The 25259-nt window shown below is 68.9% G+C and carries 21 protein-coding genes; 11 read left to right on the top strand and 10 right to left on the bottom strand.

Going from position 1 to position 25259, the window contains the following annotated elements; translation table 11 throughout:
• Window positions 1-2: 2 nt before the first annotated feature.
• The 4 genes from CJ179_RS09445 to CJ179_RS09430 are packed head-to-tail and all read left to right on the top strand — an operon-like array spanning window position 3 to window position 4716.
• Entirely contained in the window at window positions 3-1433 is a 1431-nt protein-coding gene (locus CJ179_RS09445; protein ID WP_241031515.1) for an amidohydrolase family protein, read from the top strand.
• On the top strand, window positions 1430-2932 hold the full coding sequence (locus CJ179_RS09440; protein ID WP_257015397.1) for a chlorohydrolase family protein: 1503 nt from the start codon (window positions 1430-1432) through the stop codon (window positions 2930-2932). The genes CJ179_RS09445 and CJ179_RS09440 overlap by 4 nt, the downstream gene beginning before the upstream one ends.
• Window positions 2919-4217, top strand: coding sequence for a hypothetical protein (locus CJ179_RS09435; RefSeq protein WP_095861262.1), 1299 nt, complete (start codon window positions 2919-2921; stop codon window positions 4215-4217). Before CJ179_RS09440 ends, CJ179_RS09435 begins: the two co-directional genes overlap by 14 nt.
• Window positions 4210-4716, top strand: coding sequence for a 2-oxo-4-hydroxy-4-carboxy-5-ureidoimidazoline decarboxylase (locus CJ179_RS09430; RefSeq protein ID WP_072937343.1), 507 nt, complete (start codon window positions 4210-4212; stop codon window positions 4714-4716). The genes CJ179_RS09435 and CJ179_RS09430 overlap by 8 nt, the downstream gene beginning before the upstream one ends.
• A gap of 387 nt (window positions 4717-5103) precedes the next feature.
• Here CJ179_RS09430 and CJ179_RS09420 read toward each other — a convergent pair whose 3' ends face one another.
• Both CJ179_RS09420 and CJ179_RS09415 read right to left on the bottom strand, forming a co-directional pair.
• Entirely contained in the window at window positions 5104-5640 is a 537-nt protein-coding gene (locus CJ179_RS09420; protein WP_095861261.1) for a methylated-DNA--[protein]-cysteine S-methyltransferase, read from the bottom strand.
• A 64-nt stretch (window positions 5641-5704) separates the two neighbouring features.
• Window positions 5705-5917, bottom strand: a complete 213-nt coding sequence (locus tag CJ179_RS09415; RefSeq protein ID WP_241031516.1) for a hypothetical protein — start codon at window positions 5915-5917, stop codon at window positions 5705-5707.
• A 62-nt stretch (window positions 5918-5979) separates the two neighbouring features.
• Here CJ179_RS09415 and CJ179_RS09410 point away from each other — a divergent pair, with 62 nt between their 5' ends.
• A complete protein-coding gene (locus CJ179_RS09410) occupies window positions 5980-7464 on the top strand; it encodes a PLP-dependent aminotransferase family protein (RefSeq protein ID WP_095861260.1) in 1485 nt (494 codons plus the stop codon).
• Window positions 7465-7515: 51 nt separating this feature from the next.
• Here CJ179_RS09410 and CJ179_RS09405 read toward each other — a convergent pair whose 3' ends face one another.
• Window positions 7516-8613 (bottom strand): CaiB/BaiF CoA-transferase family protein, encoded by a 1098-nt coding sequence (locus tag CJ179_RS09405; RefSeq protein WP_072937340.1) that lies wholly within the window; start codon window positions 8611-8613, stop codon window positions 7516-7518.
• 145 nt (window positions 8614-8758) lie between these two features.
• On the opposite strand from CJ179_RS09405, the gene CJ179_RS09400 reads away from it, so the two are divergent.
• Entirely contained in the window at window positions 8759-9136 is a 378-nt protein-coding gene (locus CJ179_RS09400; RefSeq protein ID WP_072937339.1) for a VOC family protein, read from the top strand.
• Window positions 9137-9142: 6 nt separating this feature from the next.
• Here CJ179_RS09400 and CJ179_RS09395 read toward each other — a convergent pair whose 3' ends face one another.
• The 4 genes from CJ179_RS09395 to CJ179_RS09380 form a co-directional block, all read right to left on the bottom strand.
• Window positions 9143-10036 carry an SDR family oxidoreductase gene (locus CJ179_RS09395; protein ID WP_072937338.1) on the bottom strand — a complete coding sequence of 298 codons (894 nt, stop codon included), beginning with the start codon at window positions 10034-10036 and terminating at the stop codon, window positions 9143-9145.
• A 78-nt stretch (window positions 10037-10114) separates the two neighbouring features.
• Window positions 10115-11614, bottom strand: a complete 1500-nt coding sequence (locus CJ179_RS09390) for a carboxylesterase/lipase family protein (RefSeq protein WP_241031517.1) — start codon at window positions 11612-11614, stop codon at window positions 10115-10117.
• Window positions 11575-13104 carry a carboxylesterase/lipase family protein gene (locus CJ179_RS09385; RefSeq protein WP_095861258.1) on the bottom strand — a complete coding sequence of 510 codons (1530 nt, stop codon included), beginning with the start codon at window positions 13102-13104 and terminating at the stop codon, window positions 11575-11577. Before CJ179_RS09385 ends, CJ179_RS09390 begins: the two co-directional genes overlap by 40 nt.
• A gap of 63 nt (window positions 13105-13167) precedes the next feature.
• A complete protein-coding gene (locus tag CJ179_RS09380; RefSeq protein WP_072937335.1) occupies window positions 13168-14601 on the bottom strand; it encodes an NAD(P)/FAD-dependent oxidoreductase in 1434 nt (477 codons plus the stop codon).
• 88 nt (window positions 14602-14689) lie between these two features.
• Here CJ179_RS09380 and CJ179_RS09375 point away from each other — a divergent pair, with 88 nt between their 5' ends.
• Together CJ179_RS09375 and CJ179_RS09370 are read left to right on the top strand one after the other, a co-directional pair.
• Window positions 14690-15442, top strand: a complete 753-nt coding sequence (locus CJ179_RS09375; protein ID WP_072937334.1) for an SDR family oxidoreductase — start codon at window positions 14690-14692, stop codon at window positions 15440-15442.
• A gap of 9 nt (window positions 15443-15451) precedes the next feature.
• Window positions 15452-16816, top strand: a complete 1365-nt coding sequence (locus CJ179_RS09370) for an NAD(P)/FAD-dependent oxidoreductase (RefSeq protein ID WP_072937333.1) — start codon at window positions 15452-15454, stop codon at window positions 16814-16816.
• A 3-nt stretch (window positions 16817-16819) separates the two neighbouring features.
• Here the strand turns inward: CJ179_RS09370 and CJ179_RS09365 are convergent, their stop codons facing one another.
• Window positions 16820-18079: a hypothetical protein gene (locus CJ179_RS09365; RefSeq protein WP_095861257.1), complete on the bottom strand. Its 1260-nt coding sequence runs from the start codon at window positions 18077-18079 to the stop codon at window positions 16820-16822.
• Between the two features lie 104 nt (window positions 18080-18183).
• Here CJ179_RS09365 and CJ179_RS09360 point away from each other — a divergent pair, with 104 nt between their 5' ends.
• A complete protein-coding gene (locus CJ179_RS09360; RefSeq protein WP_072937332.1) occupies window positions 18184-18963 on the top strand; it encodes an FAD:protein FMN transferase in 780 nt (259 codons plus the stop codon).
• 1 nt (window position 18964) lies between these two features.
• On the opposite strand, the gene pgi is transcribed toward CJ179_RS09360, so the two are convergent.
• The gene (pgi, locus tag CJ179_RS09355; RefSeq protein ID WP_095861256.1) at window positions 18965-20617 is read right to left on the bottom strand and encodes a glucose-6-phosphate isomerase; all 1653 of its coding nucleotides are present in this window, start codon (window positions 20615-20617) and stop codon (window positions 18965-18967) included.
• Between the two features lie 69 nt (window positions 20618-20686).
• Here pgi and CJ179_RS09350 point away from each other — a divergent pair, with 69 nt between their 5' ends.
• Window positions 20687-22141, top strand: a complete 1455-nt coding sequence (locus CJ179_RS09350) for an NAD-dependent succinate-semialdehyde dehydrogenase (RefSeq protein ID WP_179377546.1) — start codon at window positions 20687-20689, stop codon at window positions 22139-22141.
• A 30-nt stretch (window positions 22142-22171) separates the two neighbouring features.
• On the opposite strand, the gene CJ179_RS09345 is transcribed toward CJ179_RS09350, so the two are convergent.
• Window positions 22172-22468, bottom strand: a complete 297-nt coding sequence (locus tag CJ179_RS09345) for a chorismate mutase (protein WP_005238528.1) — start codon at window positions 22466-22468, stop codon at window positions 22172-22174.
• 273 nt (window positions 22469-22741) lie between these two features.
• Between CJ179_RS09345 and pcrA the strand changes: the two genes are divergently transcribed.
• Window positions 22742-25225, top strand: a complete 2484-nt coding sequence (pcrA, locus tag CJ179_RS09340; protein ID WP_095861254.1) for a DNA helicase PcrA — start codon at window positions 22742-22744, stop codon at window positions 25223-25225.
• Window positions 25226-25259: the final 34 nt, after the last annotated feature.

Raw genomic sequence — 25259 nt, 5'->3', positions numbered from 1 at the left:
TCGTGACAGTGGACCGTGAACGCCGGATCATCGACGACGGCGCCGTCCTGATCGACGGTGGCCTCATCAGCGTGGTCGGTGACAGCGAGGCGCTCCTCTCCGTCACGGATCGGTCCGTCCGCCGAATCGATTGCCGGGGCAAACTGGTGATTCCCGGGCTCGTCGACGCCCACGGACACGCCGGCCACTCGCTGATCAAGACGCTGGGATGTGACAGCCCGACATTCTGGATGCGAACCGTCACACCTGCGTACTTCCACGCGACGACACCGGAGTACTGGTATCACGACGGACTGGTGTCCGCGCTCGAACGCGTTCGCGCCGGAGTGACGTGCGGCGTCAGCGTCATGGGATCCCGCCCCCGCAGTGACGATCCCGAGATCTCGCTGGCTCACGCGCGCGCCTACCGAGAGGTCGGAATACGCGACGTGGTGTGTGTCGGGCCGGCGGGTTTGCCGCTGCCCCATCCGGTCACGGACTGGTCCGGCGGAGTTCCCCGGCGACGCGAGGTCGGATTCGACGAGATGCTGTCCGGCGCGGAATCGGTGATCGAGACGGTCGACGGCTACGAGGGCGATCTCACGTCTGTGTTCCTGACACCCTTCACGATCGTCCCCTCGGTCGATCCGTCCCATCCGTCGCGACCCGACGTTGCCACCAATCTCACCGAAGGCGATCGCTACCAGGCGCGCCGGATCAGGGAAGCAGCGGAGCGCTGGGGTGTCCGCATCCACTCGGATGCGTTCGGTGGCATGGTGCGGCTCGCGGCGAAGGACCGGGAGTATGCGCTCCTCGGGCCGGACGTCCACCTGCAACATTGCACGGGCTTGTCTGCCGAGGAGGTCGCGATCCTGGCGGAGACCGGGACGTCCGTGGGGCATGCGCCGGGAGGACGTGCGCCGGTTCCTCAGATGCTGCAGGCAGGCATCACCGTTGCGGTCACCACCGACGGGTCGTCGCCGCGGCATCCGTTCGACCTCCTGCAGGCCGCGCGCGCCGTGCAGGCCGCCAATCAGCTTCTCGCCGACGATCCCTACCTGCTGCCACCGGGCCGTTTGCTCGAGATGATCACGATCGATGCGGCCGCGGTCCTCGGGATGTCCGGTGTCATCGGATCCATCGAAGTGGGCAAACGCGCCGATCTCGCGATTCTCGACATGCGCAAGCCGCATCTCGTACCCAACTGGATGCCGGTGCACCGCCTCGTCTACGAGGCGACCGGAGCCGACGTGCACACGGTGATCGTCGGGGGAACGGTCGTCATGGAAGACCGCACCGTGTGCGGCGTCGACGAGACGGCAGCACTGGACGAGGGAGACCGGCACGCCCGACTGCTCGTCGAACGTGCCGGCCTGGCGCACCACCTCACCGATCCCGGATGGCGAAGCAACAGGCGCGAATTCGACGAGCCGATCGGGGTGACCGTGCCATGACGGAACCGGTGGTCAGGATGACTGCGGCCCACGTCCTGGCCCATCGCGACGGCGATCACATTCTCGTCTCCGACGGGGAGATCGTCTATCGGGGCGCGCGGATTCTGCACGCGGGACGGGGATGGGACGGCCCGGTCGACGAGACGATCGACTGCGGCGACGCTCTGATCATGCCGGGATTCATCGACCTCGATGCGCTGGCAGACATCGATCACGCGCTGCTCGATTCCTGGGCGACACCCGATCTGGCACTCGGGCATCAGTGGTCGGCCGACTACTTCCGATCGCGGCGGCGCGACGTGTTCGACGTACCCGAGCGTGCCGTCATCCGCGAATATGCTCTGTCGCAGCTTCTTCGGCACGGCGTCACCACCTTCATGCCGATCGCCTCCGAGACCCACAGCAGTTGGGCGGAGACCTGTGACGACATGGTCGAGGTCGCGCGGATCGCGGAGCGTCTCGGAATTCGTGGATATCTCGGCCCCGCCTACCGGTCCGGCGTCAACGTCGTCGACGGTGGACGCCGGACAGTGCTGTTCGACGAGGAACGAGGCCGAGCCGGGCTCCGAGATGCCGAGCGCTTTCTCGACTATGCCGCCGACCACGGCGGCGATCTCGTACACGGCGCTCTCCTGCCCTGCAGGATCGAGACCCTGACAAGGGAACTGATGGCAGCGACCGCACAGCTGGCGCTTGCCCGCGACGCCGTGGTGCGACTGCACTGCATGCAGGGTGGGGTGGAGTTGGCGCTGCTCGACGAGTGGTACGGGATGCGCCCCGTCGAACTCCTCGAAGCGTCCGGACTCCTGGCGACGCGTCTGCTGGTGCCCCACGGCATTCATCTCGGCGCGCCGGGCGGTGGCGGGCGGCAGGCCGACCTGCGCCGACTCGCCGAGGCGGGTGTCACCATCGTGCATTGCCCGATGACATCCATTCGGTACGGAGCCGTGCTGGACTCGTACGACCGGTATCGAACGGCCGGTGTCCACATCGCCCTGGGAACCGACTCATTCCCCCCGGACCTCGTCCGCGGCATCGACTACGGCACCCATCTCGCCAAACTTGCCGACAGGTCACTCGCGGCGGGTGCCACAGCCGACTACCTCCGTTCGGCGACGCTCGGCGGTGCTCGTGCCCTCGGCAGAACCGATCTGGGCCGCCTGCAGCCCGGAGCGAGTGCCGACTTCATCGTGGTCGATCTCGCCGACTTCGCCATGGGGGTACGCGACGATCCGCTCCGCACCCTCACGATGAACGGATCGGCCCGCGACGTCCGCCGGACGGTGGTCGCAGGCCGCACCGTCATGGTCGACGGCGTCGTCCTCGGTGCCGACCAGTCGCGGCTGCAGGCTCGCGCGCAGGCCCTGTTCGAACGCATGAGGGCGGCATACAGCGAACGCGACCACCGACGCAGACCACCGGCCGAACTGTTCCCTCCGACCTTCCCCGACATCACGAAAACCACGACACCGAAGAGGTATTCGCATGATCAATCCTGAGCGCTCCCACCTCGTCGAAGGCAGTCACTGGGTCAGCCCGTTCAACTTCGACGCCACCGTCCAGGCGCAGTTCGACTGGCCTTCACCGTTCGCGCTGATCGACAGCACCCTGCGGAAGACGCTTTTCACCGCGGGCGCAACGACGTCGATGGACGGATTCGTCCGGATCGCGGCGGCGCTCGGTGCGGCGGGAATCCGGGAGGAAAGCATCAACATCAACTGGGGTGGCGGAGCGTCACCGCTGCCGCGCGAAGCGGCGCTCGTTCGTGCCGTCGCCGCCCGGGACTTCGGATTCCGGCTCAATGTGTACGCCGACACCCTGCTGTCGGACGGAGAGAACTACCAGCAGGTCGGCATGAAGGAAACCGTCGATCAACTGCACGAATGGGGAGTGCGCACGTTCGCGCCGGGCATCGTCCCGGCGCCCTCGGCCCCCGCCCGGTCACGTCAGTACCGCGATCTCGAGAAGTTCTTCGAGTACGTGCGTGAGCTGGGTGGCGACGCCACAATCACGCTCGCCAACGTGGGCCGCCGCGACTTCGACGATCTGGTGGCAGCCTGCAACGTCGCCGTCGCGCTCGGTGCGCGGCGTCTCGATCTGATGGACTCGACCAGCAGTCTCGGCCCCGAAGCGATGAAACTGTTCGTCCGGACGTTCCGGGAGCGCCTGGTCGAGGACGTGCCGATCACCATGCATGTGCACGACGACTTCGGCCTCGGCACCGCCACGGCCGTCGCGGCCGCGACGGCAGGCGCGAGCCCGGACGTGTCGGTGTCCGGAATGTCCTACCGTGCCGGCTTCGCCGCGCTCGAGGAGGTGGTTCTCGGTCTCGAAGTTCTCTACGGCGTCGACACGGGGATCCACGTCGAACAGCTGACGCCCCTGGCGCAACTCGTGGCGTCGGAAAGTTCGGTGAGCCTGCCGCCCCTCAAGCCGGTGGTCGGAGGATATGCCCACCTCAAGCACATGCCCGGTGACGTCATCGCTGCGATCACCGGGGGACCGGACGTGTTCCCGCCCGTCTCGTCGTGCGTGAGCCCCGCAGTGGTGGGAGGTCGGCAGGAGTGGGTGTGGGACAGCCTGACCACTGCTCGGATGGCGGAGGTGCTGCTGCAGTCGCTCGGACTCGATGCGGACGCGGAGGAGATCGCGTTCGTCCGCAGCTCGCTGGACGACGCAGTGGCCGCGGTGACGTCCTATCCGCGGTGGTTGAGCGCCGGGGACGCGTCCCGCGTGGCGGAGGAAAGCCTCGCACTCTATCGGCGCGCGAGCGCACATGCCTGACATTGCCGTCGTGACGCTCAACGCCCTGGACGAGTCCGCTCTGGAGAAAGAACTATTGATCTGCACGCCGTCGCGGACCTGGGCAACCGCGGTGCTGTCCGCACGCCCCTACGTCGACCGTGCGGACCTGCTTGCTGCGGCCGGGGAAGCGTGGAATTCCATGACGTCCGAGGACGTCGCGATGGCACTGGAGAGCTATCTTCCGCTTTCGGACCCACCAGACTCGGCCCATGCCGCAGCCGAGCACTGTGCACTCGTCGCCAGCTCGGCCGGGAGACTCGCCGTGCTGCGTGAGAGGGAGTCCCGGTATCGCGCTCGGTTCGGCTTTCCCGTGGTCATCGCGGCGAAGGGGCTCACTCTCGACCGGATCCTGGCGGATATCGACGAAAGGGTGACCAACGGCCGGCCCGACGAGTTGGTGGTTGCACAACGCCACATGGCGGCAATCGGAGAGGGGAGGCTCGCGACGTTGATCGCGAAGTGTGAAGAGGACGGGTGAACTGCGATACATTCGGGCCGATGATCACGACTGTCGAAGCGAGCACTCGGACACCTCCCGGTCGGTGGTACGACAGCTTCCACGCAGCGGCCGCCGTTCTCGAAGCGTTCGGATGTGCCCCGTCGGACGCCGGCAGGTGTGTGGCGGTGGTGGCGACGGATCTCGGTGTCTGGGTGTTCGAGGGTGATCCGAGGTCGACGGTGGACGCGTTCATCCATGCCGTGGAGCGGGCGATCATCGCCGGCGGGCAAGCGTTCGTGCTGGGATGCGCCGCTGTGAGCGGGACGGATCAGCGGGTCGTGCGGACGCTTCGGGTTCCCGACGGGGACAGGATGGCCGCGGCCGCCGCGATGGCGCGCGAACTCGTCGCCGATATGCAGGAGCCGATCAGAACAGCACCGGGTCGTCGAAACCGGGAGTGTGCTCGAGGGCCAGCAGTTCACGTTTGGTGAGCGTGCCGCCACCGGCGGAGAAGCCGCCCACCTGACCGCCGGCGGCGAGGACTCGGTGGCACGGGATCACGACCGGCAGCGGGTTGCGGCCCAGCGCTTGACCGACGGCCTGCGCGGCGCCCGGCTTGCCGAGTTCCGCGGCGATGTCGCCGTAGGTGAGGGTGGTGCCCGGGTCGATCGCGCGGGTGATGTCGTATACGTGGCAGTCGAATTCGGGGACCCCCTCGAAGTCGAGGTCGATCCACCGCAGATCGTCGAGTGCGCCGCCGAGATGTTCACGTATTCCGTCGATGGCCCGCTGGATGGGCGCAGGAGGCTGGTGCTCCACCGCGTCCGGGAAACAGTGTTCGAGACGCTGCCGCGTGGATTCGGGTGAACCTTCGGGTAATTGCACACCCACGATCCCCGCGGCCCGCCACGCGATGGCGCAGGTGCCGAGGGCGGTGTCGAACAGGGCGATTCCTGTGGTCACCCGCCCAGTATGCCTCCGACCTCCGACACATACCGTCCGTGAACCGCGGTCGGCGGAAGTTCGATCAGAGGCCGCGGCCGCCGGAGCCCTGACGTCTCGAATCAGGCCAGTCCGGATCTTCTGGACTGCTCGACTGGTCGGGAAAGATGCCGCCGAGGGGTGCGCCGATCCGGAACTGCTCCAGGCGAAATAGACCTTTACCTCCCTCTTTGGGGCCGAAATGTGCGACCGACGCGGCCAGGAGGGCTATGCACAGGAGCGTGATCAGTGTCGTCATGGATCCGAGCTTCGCGAGAACTGGCTTGGAGTTGAATAGCCAAGGGGTTGATACTGGACTGCATGATGACTCGTGTACTCGGAGCACGCTCCCTGGCCAGAGACCTCGGCAACTGGCAGGACGACAGTGGCCGCCGCTCGGCGGCGCGACCCGCCTACCGGGCACTGGCCGAGAGCATCCGCCTGCTCGTGCACGACGGCCGCATCCCGCTGGGTGTCGCGTTGCCGAGTGAACGCGAACTGGCGTCGGTGCTGGAGTTGAGCCGGACCACGATCACGTCGTCGTATTCGGTGCTCCGGGACGAGGGGTATCTCATCAGCAGGCAGGGGTCGCGCAGCACGGTCGCGCTGCCGCTCGGGGCGCGGCAGAACGGGCTGATGTTCCGGGCACACCAGCCCGGGTCCGACGGTGCGGTGGTCGACCTCAGTTACGCCGCGATGGCCGCTCCCGCCGAAGCGGTCGAACAGGCCTACGCCTATGCGTTGCAATCACTTCCGCAGTTCCTTCCGACTCACGGAATGGAGCCGGTGGGCATCGGCGCGTTGCGGGACGTGATCGCGGCCCGCTACCGGGCGCGGGGACTCGAGACCTCGCCCGAGCAGATCATGGTCACGTCCGGTGCCCAGCACGCGCTGCGGCTGCTCCTCAACGTGCTGACGGCGCCGGGGGAGCGGGTGCTGGTCGATCACCCCACGTACCCCAACGCGCTGGAGGCGATCCGCAGGGTCGGTGCGCGTCCGGTCCCCGTTCCCGTGCGGCCGGAAGGTGGCGCGTCGGGGGCGTGGGATCTCGACGGAATCCGCAGCGCCGCCCGGCAGACCGCGGCCCGGATGGCGTACCTGATTCCGGACTTCCACAACCCCACCGGGCTGTGCCTGGACGCGTCCGGGCGGGCCGAACTGGCGCGGATCGCGCGCGACACCCGCATGACCCTGGTGGTGGACGAGACGATGGTCGACCTGTGGCTCGACGAGCCGTCACCGGGTCCGGTCGCGGCGTACGGCAAGGGAGCGGCGAAGTCGGAGGTCGTGACGATCGGGTCGGCGGCCAAGTCGTTCTGGGGTGGGCTGCGCGTCGGCTGGATTCGTGCGGATCCGGCGCTGATCACCCGGCTCGCCGGGGCGCGAGCGGCGGTCGATCTGGGGACACCGGTGATGGACCAGCTCGCGGCGGCGCATCTGCTGTCCGACGACGACCTCGTTCTCACGCGTCGCCGTGCGGAGCTGCGGGAACAGCGGGGCGCGATGCTCGACGCGCTCGCCGACCGCCTCCCGGACTGGATCCCGACCATCGGTTCGGGAGGGATGTCGCTGTGGCTGCGGATGCCCGCGCCGGTCTCGACGGCACTGGCGGCGACGGCCCCCAACTTCGGGGTGCTGCTGGCGGCGGGACCGCGGTTCGGGGTGGAGGGCGCGTTCGAGCGGTTCGTCCGGCTCCCGTACGCGCGGACGTCCGACGAGTTGCGCCGCGGCGTCGACGGCATCGCGGCGGCGTACGAGACGCTGGCCGTCGACCGTGAGCTCGCGGAACCGTCCCTCGTCGTCTGAGCACGTGAGTGGCAAAGCGTGCTCGAGCACGCTTTGCCACTCACCTGGGGGTCAGGCCCAGACGGTGTCGATGTCGACGCCCTCGCGGGCCGGCGGGGTGGGAGCGCCGGCGGGGGTGCGGGAGAACCGGGGCGCCGGGGCGTGCTGGGTGACGCCGTCGAGGTCGATCAGCGACCCGCGGGCGGCGATGTGCTCGTTGGACGGCGCCTCCTCGAACGTCAGCACCGGGGACACGCAGGCGTCGGTGCCGAGGAAAATGGCAGCCCACTCGTCGCGCGTCTTCGACAGGAACTTCTCGGCGAAGACCTTCTTCATCTGCGGCCACGCCGACACGTCCATCTGCTGCGGCAGTTCGGCGGGGTCGAGTTCGAGGCCCCGCAACAGCAAGGCGTAGAACTGCGGCTCGATCGAGCCCACGGCCATGTACTTGCCGTCGGACGTCTCGTAGGTGTCGTAGAACGGCGCACCGGTGTCGAGCAGGTTGACGCCCCGCTCGTCGGACCAGACGCCGCGGCCGCGGAACGCCCACATCATGTGCGACAGGGCCAGCGCGCCGTCGACCATCGCCGCATCCACGACCTGCCCCTTGCCGGACGACTGGCGTTCCACCAGCGCCGACAGGATCCCGAAGATCAGGAACATCGAACCGCCGCCGAAGTCGCCGACCATGTTCAGCGGCGGCACCGGACGCTCACCCTTGCGGCCGATGGCGTGCAGGACGCCGGTCAGCGAGATGTAGTTGATGTCGTGGCCCGCGTTGCTGGCGAGTGGGCCCTCCTGGCCCCAGCCGGTCATCCGTCCGTACACGAGTCGCTCGTTGCGCTCCAGGCAGACGTCCGGGCCCAGTCCCATGCGCTCGGTGACCCCGGGCCGGAAGCCTTCGATCACGACGTCGGCGCGCTCGATGAGCCCGAGCACCTTCTCGACCTGCGCGGGGTCCTTCAGGTTGGCCTCGACGACGCGGCGACCGCGCTGGATCTGGTCGTACGGACCGTCCGGCGGGATCACTCCGGGCCGCTGGACGCAGACCACGTCGGCGCCGAGATCGGCCAGGAGGGCGGCGGCGTGCGGGCCCGGTCCGAGGCCTGCGAATTCGACGACGCGAATGCCCGCGAGGGGGCCCTTCTTCTCTGAAACTGGAGCAGACACGCGAGTTCCTCATTCCGGTGCGAGACGACCTGTCGAATCGACGTTAACTTGCGGTCGCCGGGCCGTGTGCCCCGGGTCACGGGATGCCGCCGTGGGTGACCCCGCGCTCTTGCCTGCCCACGGGTGCGCGGGGCACAGTTGATTCATGAGTCTTCAGGGTGAGCTCGTGAGTTTCGTGGCCAGCACCGATCTGGACGTCTCGGAGATGTTCTACGTGGAGACCCTGGGGCTGACGCGCGTCTCACGGGACGAGTTCGCGTTGGCCCTCGACTGCAATGGGGCTCTGCTCCGGGTCACGCTGGTGCAGGCGAAGGCCGACACCGGGTACACGGTGCTGGGGTGGAAGGTCCCCGACCTGAACAAGGTCGTCGAATCACTGCGCAGCAAGGGCATCGATTTCACCGAGTACCCGGGGATGGATCAGGACGAGCACGCGGCGTGGCTCGCACCGGACGGCATCCGTGTCGCGTGGTTCCGGGATCCGCACGGCAATGTGCTGTCGCTCTTCGAGGATCCGAACTGACGAGCGTCAGCCGCGGCCGGCGAGCAGTGCCTCGGTAGCCGCCCACAGCCGCGCGGCGAGTCCGGCGTCCCGTGCGTCCTTGCCGGGCTGAACGACCTTGCAGCCCTTGACGTACTGGCCGGTGAACTTGCCGCTCTCCGTGGCGGTCGCGGTCCACACCGCGGTCTCCGCTGCCTTGGCGACCTCGGCCATGAACGGTGTCAGGAGTGTGCCGACCACCTGGTGGCCGAACGGCAGACCCCGGCCGAGGGCGGTACCGCGGACGAATCCGGGGTCGGCGCAATTGACGACCAGCCTCGCGGGGTCGGACCGGCGCGCCAACTCGCGGGTGAACAGGGTCAGGGCGAGTTTCGAGTTGTTGTACGCGCGCTGGCCGTGGAACGTGTCCTTCGCGCCATCGAGGTCGTCGAAGTCGACGCTGCCGCCGCGATGTCCCGACGAGCTGATGTCGACGATCCGCGACGGACGCCGGAACCCGGCGGCGTCGGCCGTCGACGCCCGCGCCATCGCCGGAGCCAGCGTCGTCGCCAGCACGAACGGCGCGAGGTAGTTCACGGCGAACGTCTCTTCGATGCCGTCGACCGTCAGCCGGCGCTGCCCCACGTCGACGCCCGCGTTGTTCACCAGCACGTCGATCCGCGGGAACCGATGCAGCAGTTCCCCGGACAGCGTGCGGACCCGGCCGAGCGAGGACAGATCGGCCAGCGCCGAGTGCAGTATGTCGCGGTCCGCGCTCTCGGACAGGTCGGCGATCGCCGCGTCGATCCTGTCCTGGTCCCGGCCGACCAGGACGACGGTGGCGCCGCGCTGCGCGAGTTGGCGGCAGGTCTCCAGGCCGAGGCCCGAGGTGGCGCCGGTGACCACCATGGTGCGGCCTGCGAGGTCGTTCGACTCGGTCATTCTCGCCTCCCGAATGCAGGTCTCTACGAGAGTAGGGCAACCGGCAGGGGCGCAACGGGGAACGAGCCGACGGTCCCGCTAGCGCCGGTGCTCGTACCCCAGCCAGGCCCGCCGGCGCTCACCGAGCGGATCGTTCTCCACCCTGCTCGTGTCGTCGATGACGAGCGTCTCCCGGCGCTCCGGCGAGTACCGCGGCCATCCCGGTGCGGGCGTCCCGTGCCGGGCGAAATGCAGCCAGTGCGACTGGACGGTATCGGTGACGGCCCGCAGCCCGCGGCGTCCCCCGAGCGCGGTGAGCAACCGCGCCCACGTCCCGGTCAGCCCGAACACCGCGTACAACTCCGTGGCGTGGGTGGCGCCCAACCCGAGGATGCGGAGCAACCGGGGTGCGAAGTCGTACCGGTAGCTGTAGGTCGGGGCGACGGTCGTGTGGCCCTGCGCGCACAGGACGGACGGTTCCCAGAACGTCACGTCGCCTCCGAGGTCCGCGGCCGCTCGCCGGCCGGGATAGCCGGGGTAGGCGGCGATCGCCCGCTCCTTCACCGCCACGTCGACGTGCGAGAACATCTTGTCGATCCGGGTGGGATCGGTGGGCAGGATGTTCAGGAACCGGGGAAAGACCCTGCCCTCGTGGCGGTTCGTGCCGATGATCAGCGGAACGGGATGCCCGGATCCGGACGCGAAACTGTCGAGCGGATGGGTGGGAAGGAAGAAGCCGTCGACGACGGGCGCGAACGCGCGGGTTCCGGGTTCCTCGTCGGCGCCCCGGTGCGCCAGCGTCGTCCCCGCCGCGACGAAGTCGGCCGGGTCGGCGGTCTCGAGCCACGTCGCGGCCTCGGACAGCGGCACCCCGGCGATCTCGAGGAATTCGCGCGACCACCGCGCCGCCCGGTCGGGGTGGTAGGCGGAGGCCACCGGTGGGCTCTCGGCGATGGCCCGCGCGAAGAGGCCTTTCGCGGCGGGTGTGGTCATCAGGGTGGTGACGGCGTTGGCGCCCGCGGATTCGCCGAAGACGGTGACGTTGTCGGGGTCGCCGCCGAATTCGGCGATGTTGCGCTGGACCCATTCGAGTGCGGCCACCTGGTCGCGGAGGCCGAGGTTGGAGTCGAAAGGTCTTTCGGGGGTGGAGAACTGGGTGAAGTCGAGGTATCCGAGCGATCCGAGGCGGTAGTTGATCGACACGTACACGATGTCGCCGCGGCGGACCAGCGACTGGCCGCCGTAGAGCGACGAGGACGAGGTTCCGCCGGAGTAGGCGCCGCCGTGGATGAACACCATCACCGGGCGCGCCCCGGACGTGCCGGGTGTGGCCAGCACGTTGAGGGTGAGACAGTCCTCGTCGGTCTCGCCGCGCTGCGGTGCGGGGGACCCGAAGTGGAACGCCCGCCGGACCCCCGACCACGGTTCGACCGGGTGCGGGGCCCGCAACCGCAGCGGCCCGACCGGGGGAGCGGCGTAGGGGATACCCCGCCACGCTGCCAGGTCGTCGATCCGGCGCCCTCCGACGGCGCCGGCATCGGTGTGTACTTCCAGAGCGCTCACAGGCCCTGCCCGTGGTAGCCCGAATACCCCTCCCATGCCAGCCTGCGCTCCCGGCGCGGGTCGTCCTGGACGGTGGTGACGGTGTCGAACACGAGTGTTGCCCTCCGGTTGGTGTCGTACTGCGGCCACGACACCAACGGTGTTCCCCGCGAAGCGAAGTGCAGCCAGTGTCGCTGCACATTATCCGTCACGTCCTTCAGGCCACGTCGTCCGCCCGGCAGGGTGAGGCCGCGGCCGATCAGAGTGTCGGCGATGTCGAACACGGCGAACAGCTCGAACCCGTGCGTGGCGTCCAGGCCGAGCCACTTCATCGCACGGGGCGCGAAATCGAAACGGTAGCTGAACGTGGGGGCGTACGCGGAGTGGGCCTCGGCCAGTTCGATCGACGGCCTCCAGAACGTCAGGTCGCCGCCCAGGTCGACGGCGGCGTCCGGCGCCGGGTAGCCCGGATACGCCGCGGTGACGCGCGCCTCGGCGGCGGGATCGGTGAGTGCGAACATCCGCCCGATCCGGTCGGGGTCCGTCGGCAGTGCGTCGAGGAATTTCGGGAACAGGGTGCCCTCGCGGGCATTGGTGCCGATGATCAGCGGAACCCGGTGCGCCGAACCGGCGGCGAACGCGTCGAGCGGCGGCTTCGGCAGGAAGTCGCCGTCGATCACGGGTCCGAACGGGTGCAGTCCCGGCGTCTCCGAGAGCACCTTCGCGCCGAGACGGTTCCCGGCACGGCCCAGCGCGCCGACGGGTGACGAGGCGAGCGCCTCTGCGGCAGTGCCGGGTTCGGCTCCGAGCAGCGTCACGTAGTCGGATGCCCACCGGGCGGCCCGGTCCGCCGTCGCGACGAGTCCGGGCGCGGAACTCTCCGAGATCGCCCGCGCAAAAAGGCCTTTCGCGGCGGGTGTGGTCATCAGGGTGGTGACGGCATTGGCGCCCGCGGATTCGCCGAAGACGGTGACGTTGTCGGGGTCGCCGCCGAATTCGGCGATGTTGCGCTGGACCCATTCGAGTGCGGCCACCTGGTCGCGGAGGCCGAGGTTGGAGTCGAAAGATCTTTCGGGGGTGGAGAACTGGGTGAAGTCGAGGTATCCGAGCGATCCGAGGCGGTAGTTGATCGACACGTACACGATGTCGCCGCGGCGGACCAGCGACTGGCCGCCGTAGAGCGCGGTGGCCGACATGCCCAGCGTGTACGCGCCGCCGTGGATGAACACCATCACCGGGCGCGCCCCGGACGTGCCGGGCGTGGCCAGCACGTTGAGCGTCAGGCAGTTCTCGCTGCTCGGCTGATACTTGCCCGGCCGCAGCGCGGTGAACTCCTTGTGCTGCACGGCGGCGTCGCCGAACTCGGTGGCGTCGAGCTCACCGGACCACGGCGTGACCGGCCGGGGTGCGCGCAACCGCAGCGGACCCACCGGGGGAGCGGCGTAGGGAATTCCGCGCCACGCGACCAGGTCGCCGACGCGCCGGCCACGGACCACCCCTGCGGTCGTCCTCACCAGTGTGTCGGTCGTGAGAGTGTCAGACGCCATGTCGGCGACTATACGGAGACCGCCTGGGGAGACTCTGTCAACGCCCGTGGTGCTCCGTTCGGGTCAGCGCCGAGCCTCCAGCAGCCGCAGCCACACCTCGCTGACGGTCGGGTACGACGGGACCGCGTGCCACAGCGTGTCGAGCGGCACCTTCCCGACCAGTGCGATGGTGGCGGCGTGGACGAGCTCGGCGACGTCGGTGCCCGCGAACGTCGCTCCGACCAGGGTGTCGGTGGCCCGATCGACCACGAGTTTCGCGTGACCGCTGAAATCGTCGCGGGACAGAGACGAGCCGGCGACGGCGATGTCGACCTCCACGGTCTCGACGTCCACGCCGGCGTCGCGTGCCTCCTGCGCGGTAATCCCGACGGCCGAGACCTCCGGATCGGCGAACACCACCTGGGGGATCTGCCCGTGGTCGGCGGTGGCCCGGAATCGGGACCCGTCCAGCGGCCTGCCCTCGGCGCGGGCGGCGATCACGTCTCCGCACACGCGGCCCTGGTACTTGCCCATGTGGGTGAGCAGCGCGCGGCCGTTGGCGTCGCCGACCGCGTACAACCACTCGTCGGCCGTCGTCAGATGGTCGTCGGTGGTGAGGTATCCGCGGGAGTTCAGCAGTCGCGCGTCGAGGCCGAGCGACGACGTTGCCGGTGTGCGCCCGGTCGCGACGACGATCTCGTCGACGACGAGCGGGTCCTGGCCCGCGACATCCAGGGTCACCGGGCCCCCGTGGATGCGGCCGATCCCGGTGTCCCGGGCGTCGGCCCGTTCGACGCCGCGAAGGTCCGCCCCGAACAGGATCCGCGCACCCTTCTTCTCGAGCGTGCGGGCCACCCGCTCACCGGCGAACGGTTCGTTCTTCGGGAGCAGCGCCCGGCCGCGGACCACCATCGTCAGTTCTTCGACACCCAGGTCCAGCAGCCACGTCGCGCTCTCACAGGCCACGACGCCGCCGCCGACCACGGCGACCCGGCGGGGAACCTCCCTCAGGTTGGTGGCGTCCCGCGAGATCCACGGCAACGCCGCCCGCAGGCCGGGGGTGTCCGGGACCGTGGCGGTCGTCCCGGTGGCGACCACGACGGCGTGCCGGGCGCGCAGCTCGCGGGAATCGCCGACCGTCACCGTGCGGTCCCCGGTGATGCGTGCCGATCCCCGGATGACGTCGATCCCTGCCGCGTCGGCCCACATCACCTGCGACGAGTCGTCGTGGTTGTTGGTGAACGAGTCGCGGCGCGCCAGCACGGCGTCCACGTCGAGCGGACCGGCGGACACCCCGGGCATGTTGCGGGCCGCGCCGAGGACCTCACCCGGGCGCAGCAGCGCCTTGCTGGGCATGCAGGCCCAGTAGGAGCATTCCCCGCCGACGAGTTCGTGCTCGATCAGCGCCGCGGTGCGGTCGCTGCCGGCGATGGCGTAACTCGCCGCGTTCTCACCGGCGGGACCGCCGCCGATCACGATGACATCGAACTCTTCCGCGCCGCTACCGGAGTCAGTCATACCTGTAACCGTAAGCCGGTCGGTGCGCGATGTCAGACGTTCCGGCGGGCCTCCCGCGTTGTTACCGTCGAGTAGATACTGTGTCGGGATGACACGGCAGAAGATTCTGATCACGGGGGCGAGCTCCGGGCTCGGCGAGGAGATGGCCCGCCGGTTCGCGGCCCAGGGACGAGACCTCGCGCTGTGCGCACGACGCGTCGAACGACTCGAGGCCGTCCGGGACGAATTGCGGGCATCGCATCCCGGGATCGCCGTCGCCGTCCGCGCACTCGACGTCACCGACCACGACGCCGTGATCCGGGTGTTCGGCGAACTGCGCGACGAACTCGGCGGACTCGACCGCGTCGTCGTCAACGCCGGTCTCGGCAAGGGAGCCAGGATCGGAACGGGCCGGGCCGACGCCAATCTCGCCACCGCCCGCACCAACTTCGTCGGCGCCCTGTCGCAGTGCGAGGCGGCGCTCGGCATCTTCCGCAAGCAGAACTCCGGACATCTGGTGCTCGTGTCCTCGATCAGCGCCGACCGGGGCCTGCCCGGCCCGAAGGCGGCGTACTCGGCGAGCAAGGCGGGGGTCTCGGCACTCGGCGAGGCGCTGACCGCGGAACTGGCGAAGAGCCCGATCGTGGTGACCACCCTGCTCCCCGGATACATCGCCACCGACATGTCGAGCAAGGCCGGCGACAGTTCCGCGCTGACGGCAACCCTCGACGACGGCGTCGACGCGATGGTGTCGGCCATCGAGAAGGAAACGAACCGCGCTGCGCTGCCGGGCATCAAGTGGCGGGGAATCGACGTCGCGTTGCGGTTCCTTCCTCATGCGTGGACATCCCGGTTCGTGTAGGACTGACCTATGACGACCGCCCAGGAATCCTCGTCCCTCGGCTTGCAGCGTTCGCGACCGCGGGTCGTCATCATCGGGGGAGGGTTCGGCGGCATCTACGCGGCCCGCCGGCTGCGCGACGTCGACGTGGACGTCACCCTGCTCGACCGCGGAACCAGCCACGTCTTCCAGCCGCTGCTGTACCAGTGCGCGACGGGCCTGCTGTCCGAGGGGGAGATCAGCAGCCCGCTGCGCCACCTGCTGCGCGGGGTCCGCAACGTGCACGTCGCCCTCGGCGAGGCGCAGGGAATCGACGCGGTCCGCCGGGTCCTGACCGCCAGCCGCTTCGACGGCTCCACGTTCGAACTTCCCTACGACTACCTGATCGTCGCGGCCGGCATGCGCCAGGCGTACCACGGGCACGACGAGTACATCCAGTGGGCGCCGGGGATGAAGACCCTCGACGACGCCCTCGCCATTCGCCGAAAACTGATCTGCGCCTTCGAGATGGCCGAATCGCTGCCCACCGCGGAGGAGCGCAGGCCGTGGCTGACGTTCGCCGTCGCGGGCGGTGGACCCACCGGAGTCGAACTCGCGGGCCAGATCCGGGAACTCGCCGTGCACGCCCTGGCCAACGAATTCCAGTCCATCGACCCCTGCGAGGCCCGGGTGCTGCTGTTCCACGGCGGCGACCGCGTTCTCCCGTCGTTCAACCGCAAACTGTCCGCGGCGGCGCAGCGGACGCTCGACAAGGTCGGCGTCGAAACGCACCTCGGTGTGCACGTCACCGACGTCTGCGAGACCAGCATCGAGACCACGGCCAAGAACGCCGCCCGCACCAAGAAGCGCTACGGAGCCCGCACCGTCCTGTGGACCGCGGGCGTCGAGGCCGTGCCGTTCGCCGCCGCTCTCGCGAATGCGCTCGGCGTGAAGCAGATTCAGGGCGGGCGCATCGCCGTCGAACCCGACCTCACGGTGCCCCGGCATCCGAACGTCTGGGTGATCGGCGACCTGATGTCGCTGAACGACCTCCCCGGGGTGGCCGAGGTGGCGATGCAGGGCGGCAGGCACGTCGGAGGGTGCATCGCCCGCACGATCGAAGGCGGAACACAAGACCGCAAACCCTTCAAATACCGCGACCTCGGCAGCGCCGCCTACATCGCCCGCAGGCATGCACTGCTCCAGGCAGGCCCGATCCGGATGTCCGGGTTCCTGGGCTGGGTGTCCTGGGGTGCCATCCACATCGCGTTCCTCGCCGGGTACCGCAACCGGTTCGGCACCCTGCTCAACTGGGCCGTCACGCTGGCGTCGCGGACGCGACGGGAGCGGGCGATCACGTACGGCGATCCGGAGTCGGCGCGGCAGCCGTACACCGATCTCAGGACCGAGTCGTAGCCTTCACCAGGCCCGCGCGGTGAGTTCGTGCCGAGCCAGGACCTCGCCCGCCCGCTGGCGGAGCGCTGTGCGGTCCGGGCTGTCCAGCGACTCGAGCGCGAGGCTGTAGCTGCCGCCGAAGCGGCTGAGGTAGGCGGACAGCCGGGTGCGGCTGGTCACGACACCCGGATGCACGGCGCGGGTGGCGATGCCGGTGGCCCGGTGGCCGTCGATCGTGGCGAGCGCGTCGGGCAGCGGTCCGATGTTGGAACACAGCACGTCCCGCTCGCCGGGATTGCCGGTCAGGGCGTGCGCCACGCGGTCGGGCACCAGTTGCAGCATCTCCTCCGGGAAACCGGCCGGGCTGGTCATCGCGGGCGCAGCGAACGCGGCGCGGCTCGCCGCACGCACGTCCGCGACGGTGTCCTGCGGGGTCACGTCCACCTCGACCACGGCGACGGAGTTCGCGGTCCCCATCGGGTCGCCCTGGCCGCGCAAATCCATCGGCACACTGATCGTCAGCGGCCGGGTCTCGCCGTCCCGCCGCGCCAACTCGGCCACCACGGTCAGGAACAGGCTGTTCGGGGTGCCGCCCGCCTGCTCCGCGACGGCGTCCCACCGCTCGGCGTCCACGTCCAGCACCGCCCCCACAGGTGAGTGGCAAAGTGTGCCGGGCGACGCTTTGCCACTCACGTGCAGGAAACGGCGCAGTTCCGCGCGACGGGACCCGCTCACCACCAGACCGGCGACTGCGCGGGCCGTCCCCTCGGTCACCCGGCGGGCGAGCCGGGTGGCGTCCCACATGTCCGCGACAGCGCCTCCCGCACCAACCGCGTCCGACGGCGGCGCGCCCTGCAGGGCGCGCGCGATGGCGGCCGCCAGTCCGCGCGCGTCCGCGATCACGTGGGAACACACCAGTGACAGCACCGTTCCCCCGCCGGCCGGTCGCGCGCAGGCCAGCCGCCAGCCGGGACCACGTTCGGGGTCCACCGGCAACGAGGCCTGCTCGTCCGCCCACGCCAACACCGCCCCTGCGTCGATCTCCGCGTATTCGACGGGAAAGGCGTCCGCGCTCGGCTCGAACCGGGGCCGCGCGCCGGGGACCCGCGGGCGCACCACCCGCCTGCCCAGCGGTCCCCGCGCGAGGTCGGCGATCAGGGAATCGAGCGTCGCGGTGTCCACCCGGCCGTCGGTGCGCCACAGTCCCTGCATCACGATCGGCGTTCCCCACCCCCGATGGGTGCGCAGGAACATCTCGTCGACGACGCTCAATCGGGCGCTCACCAGCGAAGTGTACGACCGGTCGCGTCGGTCGCCGGAGGTCGGCCTCTGGACAACCGGCGCATACTGGAAGTGCAGCGCTGTACGGACCGCACACGGAGAACACCATGGTTAGCGTCGAGAAATGGAAGGTGTGGGGTTCCGTCGTGGAGGTCGACGTCACCGAAGGCGCCGCCCTTCCCGAGGCCGCAGCGCTGATCGCGGCCGTCATCGACGAGGCCGAATCGGTCTGCGACATCCACCGCGGCGACGCCGAGATCCACGCCGTCAACCTGTCCCAGGGTGCGCCGGTCAAGGTCAGCAGGCGGATGTCCGCACTGCTGCGTTCGGCGCTGTGGGCTGCCCGGATGACCGACGGGGTGGTGAACCCGCTCGCCACCGAATCCCCCGACGAGGACCTGATCCCCACCGTGCATCCGGAACCCAGTTTCCTCGACGTCCAGATCGACGACGATGTCGTGTTCGCGCCGTGGGGCGCCTCGTTCGACATCACCGACACCGCCAAGGCCGACACGGTGGATCGGGCGGCGGAACTGGTCGCCCGCCAGCTCGAGTGCGGGGCCGCCGTCCGCATCGGCGACGTCATCGCGACGGCCGGGCACTGTCCCGCCGGCGGTTGGCAGATCCCGGTGCCCGGCGACGGCGAGGTCGAACTGGTGAACGGGACGGCGATGGCGACGGCGGTCGCGCCGCCGGTCACCGAACCACCCACCACCACCGAATGGGAGACGGTGACGGTGATCGCCGACGACGCACTCTGGGCGTACGCGGCCAGCGTCGCCGCCCTTGCCCGCGGCATCGGCGCGATCCGGTGGATCGAACAGCATGAGCTGCGTGCCCGGCTGGTGGACCGCTCCGGCCGGGTCTACACCACCGAGAGCTGGTGAATCAGGCCCGTCCGCGCTGACGGCGGTACCAGCGCACCAGGCTGTCCGTCGACGAATCACTTTGCGCGGCCGGTTCTTCCGCGGCGGTGAGCACCGGCTGCAGCTCGACGGCCTGGGTCTTGCCGAGTTCGACACCCCACTGGTCGAACGAGTCGATGCCCCACACGACACCCTCGACGAACACCTGGTGCTCGTACAGGGCGATCAGCTGGCCGATCACTGACGGCGTGAGCTTCGGCGCGAGGATCGTCGTCGACGGCCGGTTGCCCGGCATGACCTTGTGCGGCACCAGATCGTCGGGGGTGCCCTCGGCCGCGATCTCCTCGGCCGTCTTGCCGAACGCCAAGACCTTCGTCTGGGCGAAGAAGTTGCTCATCAGCAGGTCGTGCATGCTGCCGGTGCCGTCCGCGGTCGGCAGGTCGTCGGTAGGCTCGCCGAAACCGATGAAATCGGACGGCACGAGCCGCGTGCCCTGGTGCAGGAGCTGGTAGAAGGCGTGCTGCCCGTTGGTTCCGGGTTCGCCCCAGAAGATCTCACCGGTGGACGCGGGGACGGGGGAGCCGTCGGCGCGCACCGACTTGCCGTTGGATTCCATCGTCAACTGCTGCAGATAGGCCGGGAACCGCACGAGGTCGTTGGAATACGGCAGCACGGCACGGGATTCGGCGCCGAAGAAGTTCGAGTACCAGAGTCCGATCAAACCGAGCAGGACCGGCGCGTTCTCCTCGAGCGGCGCCGTCCGGAAGTGCTCGTCCACGGCGTGGAATCCGGCGAGGAACTCCGCGAAACGTTCCTTGCCGATCGCCGCCATCACCGACAGTCCGATGGCGGAATCGACCGAGTACCGGCCGCCGACCCAATCCCAGAATCCGAACATGTTGTCCGTGTCGATGCCGAACTCCGCCACCCGGTCTGCGTGTGTCGATACGGCGACGAAATGCTTTGCGACCGCTTCGTTTCCGAGGCCCAGGCCACCGAGCAGCCACCGCCGGGCGGCCGTGGCGTTGGTGAGCGTCTCGAGGGTCGAGAACGTCTTGGACGCCACGATGAACAGGGTGGTGGCCGGGTCGAGGCCGTTCAGGCTGCGCACCAGGTCGGCGGGGTCGACGTTGGAGATGAACCGGACACTGATGCCGACGTCGGCGTAGTGCCGCAGCGCGCGGTACACCATCACCGGACCCAGATCCGATCCGCCGATGCCGATGTTGACGACGGTCTTGATTCGCTCGCCCGTCGCGCCGCGCCACTCGCCGGAGCGCACCCGATCGGTGAAATCGCCCATGCGATCGAGGACGTCGTGGACGTCGGCCACGACGTCCTGGCCGTCGACGACGAGTGTGGCGTCGGCGGGCAGCCTCAGCGCGGTGTGGAGGACGGCGCGGTCCTCGGACGTGTTGATGTGCTCGCCCGCGAACATCGCGTCACGGCGGGCCTCCAGGTCGACGCTGCGCGCCAACTCGAGGAGCAACCCGATCGTGTCGCGGTCGATGCGGTGCTTGCTGTAGTCGATGTACAGATCGCCGGCCGAGACGGTGAGTTCCTGACCGCGTGCCGGGTCCTTCTCGAAGAACTCTCGAAGATGGACGGTCTGAATCTGAGCGTGATGATCACGCAATTTCTGCCAGGCAGCGGTTCCGGTGATGTCTGAGCTCACGAGATTTGAGCTTAATGCCCGCGCGTCGAAACTTCCGTGCGAACTTCGGTGCGGCGCATGATGGACGTCATGGATGCTGTCGAACTCATGCGAACCGTTCCCACGACCCTCTTCCTCGGCGGCGAGAAGCGCGACGCCGAGAACGGTGCCACGTTCACCGTTTTCGACCCGGCTACCGGCGACGCCCTCACCGAGGTGGCGGACGCCAGCCCGGGCGACGCGATGAAGGCCCTCGACGCCGCGGTGGCGGTGCAGCGGGAGTGGGCGGCCACCCCGGCACGGCAGCGTGGGGAACTCCTGCGCGCGGTGTTCGAGAAGATCACCGCCCGGGCCGACGACTTCGCGCTGCTGATGACGCTCGAGATGGGCAAGGCGCTGCCGGAGAGCGCGGCCGAGGTCAAGTACGGCGCCGAGTTCTTCCGGTGGTTCAGCGAGGAAGCCGTGCGTATCGCCGGTCGCTACACCCCGGCGCCCGCGGGGAACGGGCGCATTCTGGTGACCAAGCAGCCCGTCGGGCCCTGTCTGGCGATCACGCCGTGGAACTTCCCGCTCGCGATGGGCACCCGCAAGATCGGACCCGCCCTGGCCGCCGGCTGCACGATGATCGTCAAACCCGCCTCCGAGACGCCGCTGACGATGCTGCTGCTCGCCGAGATCATGGCCGACGCGGGGCTGCCGAAGGGCGTGCTGTCCGTGCTGCCGACGTCGAAGTCGGGCGAGGTGACCGGTCCGCTGATCGACGACCCGCGACTGCGGAAGCTCACGTTCACGGGCTCGACCGGGGTCGGACGGATGCTCGTCGAGAAGTCCGCGAAGGGGCTGCTGCGCACCTCGATGGAACTCGGCGGGAACGCGCCCTTCGTGGTCTTCGACGACGCGGACGTCGACAAGGCGGTGGCGGGCGCCCTCCTCGCCAAGATGCGCAACGGCGGCGAGGCCTGCACCGCGGCCAATCGCTTCCACGTCGCGAACAGTGTGCGGGAGGAATTCACCGCGAAACTCGTCGACAAGCTGTCCTCGTACAAGCTCGGCCCCGGCACCGATCCCGACACGACACTCGGCCCGCTGATCAACGCGGACCAGCTCGAGAAGGTCGGGGAACTGGTGCAGGACGCTGTCGGCGCGGGCGCCCGGGTGCGGCTCGGCGGCGTCGCCCCGGAAGGCTCTGGCTACTTCTACCCGGCGACGGTGCTGGACGAGATTCCCGCCCAGGCTCGGATCCTGAAGGAGGAGGTGTTCGGACCGGTGGCCGCGATCGCCGGGTTCGACACCGAGGAGGAGGGGATCGCCGCGGCCAACGACACGGAGTTCGGCCTGGCCGCGTACATCTTCACCCGCGATCTGGATCGTGCGCTCCGGGTGGCCGACGCCATCGAATCGGGCATGGTCGGCGTCAACCGCGGGGTCATCTCGGACACCGCTGCCCCCTTCGGCGGCGTCAAAGCGTCAGGCTTCGGGCGCGAAGGGGGCAGTGAAGGCATCGAAGAGTACCTGGAGACCAAGTACGTGGCACTCGAACCGTGACGACCGCCGTCGGGGGCCGCTTCGGGAAACTCAGTGACCGAGGCGGCCGCGCCCGAGGCGCAGCAGCAGCATGGCAAGCGTGTGGCCTTCCTGGCCCAGCTCGTTGAACCGCTCGAGCACCTTCATCTCACGGCTGTGGACGAGGCGGGGACCGCCGGACGCCATCCGGGTGCGCCCGATGAGCTGCGAGACCTCGGCGCGGCGCTTGATCGCGGCGAGAATCTCGGCGTCGAGCTTGTCGATCTCCTGGCGGAGAACCTCGATCTCGGCCTCGCTGGTGGGAACAGCGGTTTCCTTTGCGGCTGAAGCGACGGTCTGAGTGCTCATTGGTTCGTCTCCCTCTTGTCAGAACTTGGATCGTTGTTGTGGCTCGAGTCGTTACCGATCCAGGCTCATTTGACGAAAAAAGCCCCGGATCCGGTGCGGACCTCGGGGCTCGTGAGCTGTTCAGTTCACGGGCACCGGAGGCCGGTACCCGTAAAAAAATCGCCACAGGGGGCGCGACGGCGGACTGAACATGTGTACCAGTTTGCCATGGCGGCACCGCGCAGGCCAAGCCGCTGTGACGCTGTCGGTACACGCCGGTAAGTTTGATAGTTGATGAACACTATCTCCGGCACCGCTTCTCCCCTGAGCGCCACGTCGACTCCGCACGCCGCGGCACCGGCGCGCGCAGGGTCGGACGCGCTCCTCCAGGGCCTCAACCCACCGCAACGGGAAGCGGTCGTGCACGCCGGTTCTCCGCTGTTGATCGTCGCGGGTGCAGGCTCGGGCAAGACGGCTGTGCTCACCCGCCGCATCGCATATCTGCTGGCCGAGCGTGGCGTGATGCCCGGTCAGATCCTGGCCATCACGTTCACCAACAAGGCCGCCGCGGAGATGCGGGAGCGCGTCGCCCACCTCGTCGGCCCCAGGGCCAACAGCATGTGGGTGTCCACGTTCCACTCCAGCTGCGTGCGGATCCTGCGCGCCCAGGCGGCGCTGCTCCCCGGCCTCAACTCGAACTTCTCCATCTACGACGCGGACGATTCGCGGCGACTGCTGACGATGATCGCCAAGGATCTGAACATCGACACCAAGCGCTATTCGGCGCGGTTGCTCGCCACCCACATCTCGAATCTCAAGAACGAGTTGATCGACCCGGAGCAGGCGAGTGCCGACGCCGACAAGGAGCCTGCGGAACTGCCGCGGCTGATCGCCAAGGTGTACGGGCACTACCAGCAGCGGTTGCGTTCGGCGAACGCGCTGGACTTCGACGACCTGATCGGCGAGACGGTCGCGATGCTGCAGGCGTTCCCCCAGGTGGCCGAGTACTACCGACGACGGTTCCGGCACGTGCTGGTCGACGAGTACCAGGACACGAACCACGCCCAGTACATGCTGGTGCGTGAACTGGTCGGCGGCACCGCGGACGGCGAGGACGCGGACCACCGGGTCACCCCGGCCGAACTGTGTGTGGTGGGCGACGCGGATCAGTCGATCTACGCTTTCCGCGGCGCCACGATCCGCAACATCGAGGAGTTCGAACGCGACTACCCGGACGCCCGCACCATCCTGCTGGAGCAGAACTACCGCTCCACCCAGAACATCCTGTCGGCGGCCAACTCGGTGATCTCGAAGAACACCGGTCGGCGCGAGAAGCGGCTGTGGACCGATTCGGGCGAGGGCGAACTCATCACCGGGTACGTCGCGGACAACGAGCACGACGAGGCGTCGTTCGTGGCGTCCGAGATCGACAAGCTCGTCGATTCGGGCGATGCGAAGTTCGGTGACGTCGCGGTGTTCTACCGCACCAACAACTCGTCCCGCGCCCTCGAAGAGATCTTCATCCGGCTCGGTGTTCCGTACAAGGTCGTCGGCGGGGTGCGGTTCTACGAGCGCAAGGAGGTGCGCGACATCGTCGCGTATCTCCGGGTCCTCGCCAACGAGGACGACACCGTCAGCCTGCGCCGGATCCTCAACACCCCGCGCCGCGGCATCGGTGACCGCGCGGAGGCGTGTGTGGCCGTCCACTCCGAACAGCGGGGCATCAGTTTCGCCGAGGCGCTGCGGGACGGTGGGGAGGGCCGGGTGCGGCTGCTCAACACCCGTTCCCAGAAGGCCATCGCGTCGTTCCTCGAGCTGATGGACGGACTGCGGGTGCTGATGCCACCCGAGACCACGGCCGACGACATCGTCCCCGACCAGCTCGGCGACATCGGCGACGTCGTCGAGGCTGTCCTGGAGCGGACGGGCTACCGCGCCGAACTCGCGGCGAGCAGCGACCCCCAGGACGGGGCGCGCCTCGACAACCTCAACGAACTCGTCAGCGTGGCGCGGGAGTTCAGCTCCGACGCGCGGAACGCCGCCGGACTGGTGGAACCGACGGAGGACGGCGACGTCGACGCCAGGGACGGTGAACCCGACCCGGGTTCCCTCGCCGCCTTCCTCGAACGGGTGTCCCTGGTCGCGGACTCCGATCAGCTGCCCGACAACGACGAGGGCGTCGTCACGCTGATGACTTTGCACACCGCGAAGGGGCTCGAATTCCCCGTCGTCTTCGTCACCGGGTGGGAAGACGGCCAGTTCCCGCACATGCGGGCGCTCGGCGACCCCACGGAACTGTCGGAGGAGCGGCGGCTCGCGTACGTGGGCATCACCCGTGCCCGGCAGCGGCTGTACCTGACGCGTGCCGTCATGCGGTCGGCGTGGGGTCAGCCCATCCAGAACCCGGAGTCACGGTTCCTGCAGGAGATCCCGTCGGATCTCGTGCACTGGCGCCGCGAAGACCCGGGCCCCCGTATGGGTTCCGGTGGTGCGATCGGTGGTGGCCGCGCGCGTGGATCGGGATACGGGCAGGGGTTCGGCGGCGGTTCCGGTTACGGCGGCGGGTCCGCGAGCACCCCCAGCTTCGGCGCCGCACGCTCCCGCAACAACAACCTGGTCCTCGCGGTCGGCGACCGGGTCAGTCACGACAAGTACGGCCTCGGCACGGTCCTCGAGACCAAGGGGGCCGGGCCGACCGCGACGGTCACCATCGATTTCGGCAGCGCGGGCAAGGTGCGGCTGATGCTGATCGGTGGCGTCCCGATGGTCAAGCTGTAGAGCCGACGAAACACGACTGCGGCGCATGCAATGC

Origin of the sequence: Rhodococcus sp. ACS1 (assembly GCF_002300155.1) — a bacterium.
GTDB lineage: Bacteria > Actinomycetota > Actinomycetes > Mycobacteriales > Mycobacteriaceae > Rhodococcus_F > Rhodococcus_F koreensis.
Note: the sequence above shows the minus strand (reverse complement) of the source record. Positions and strands in the feature narration are given on the sequence as shown.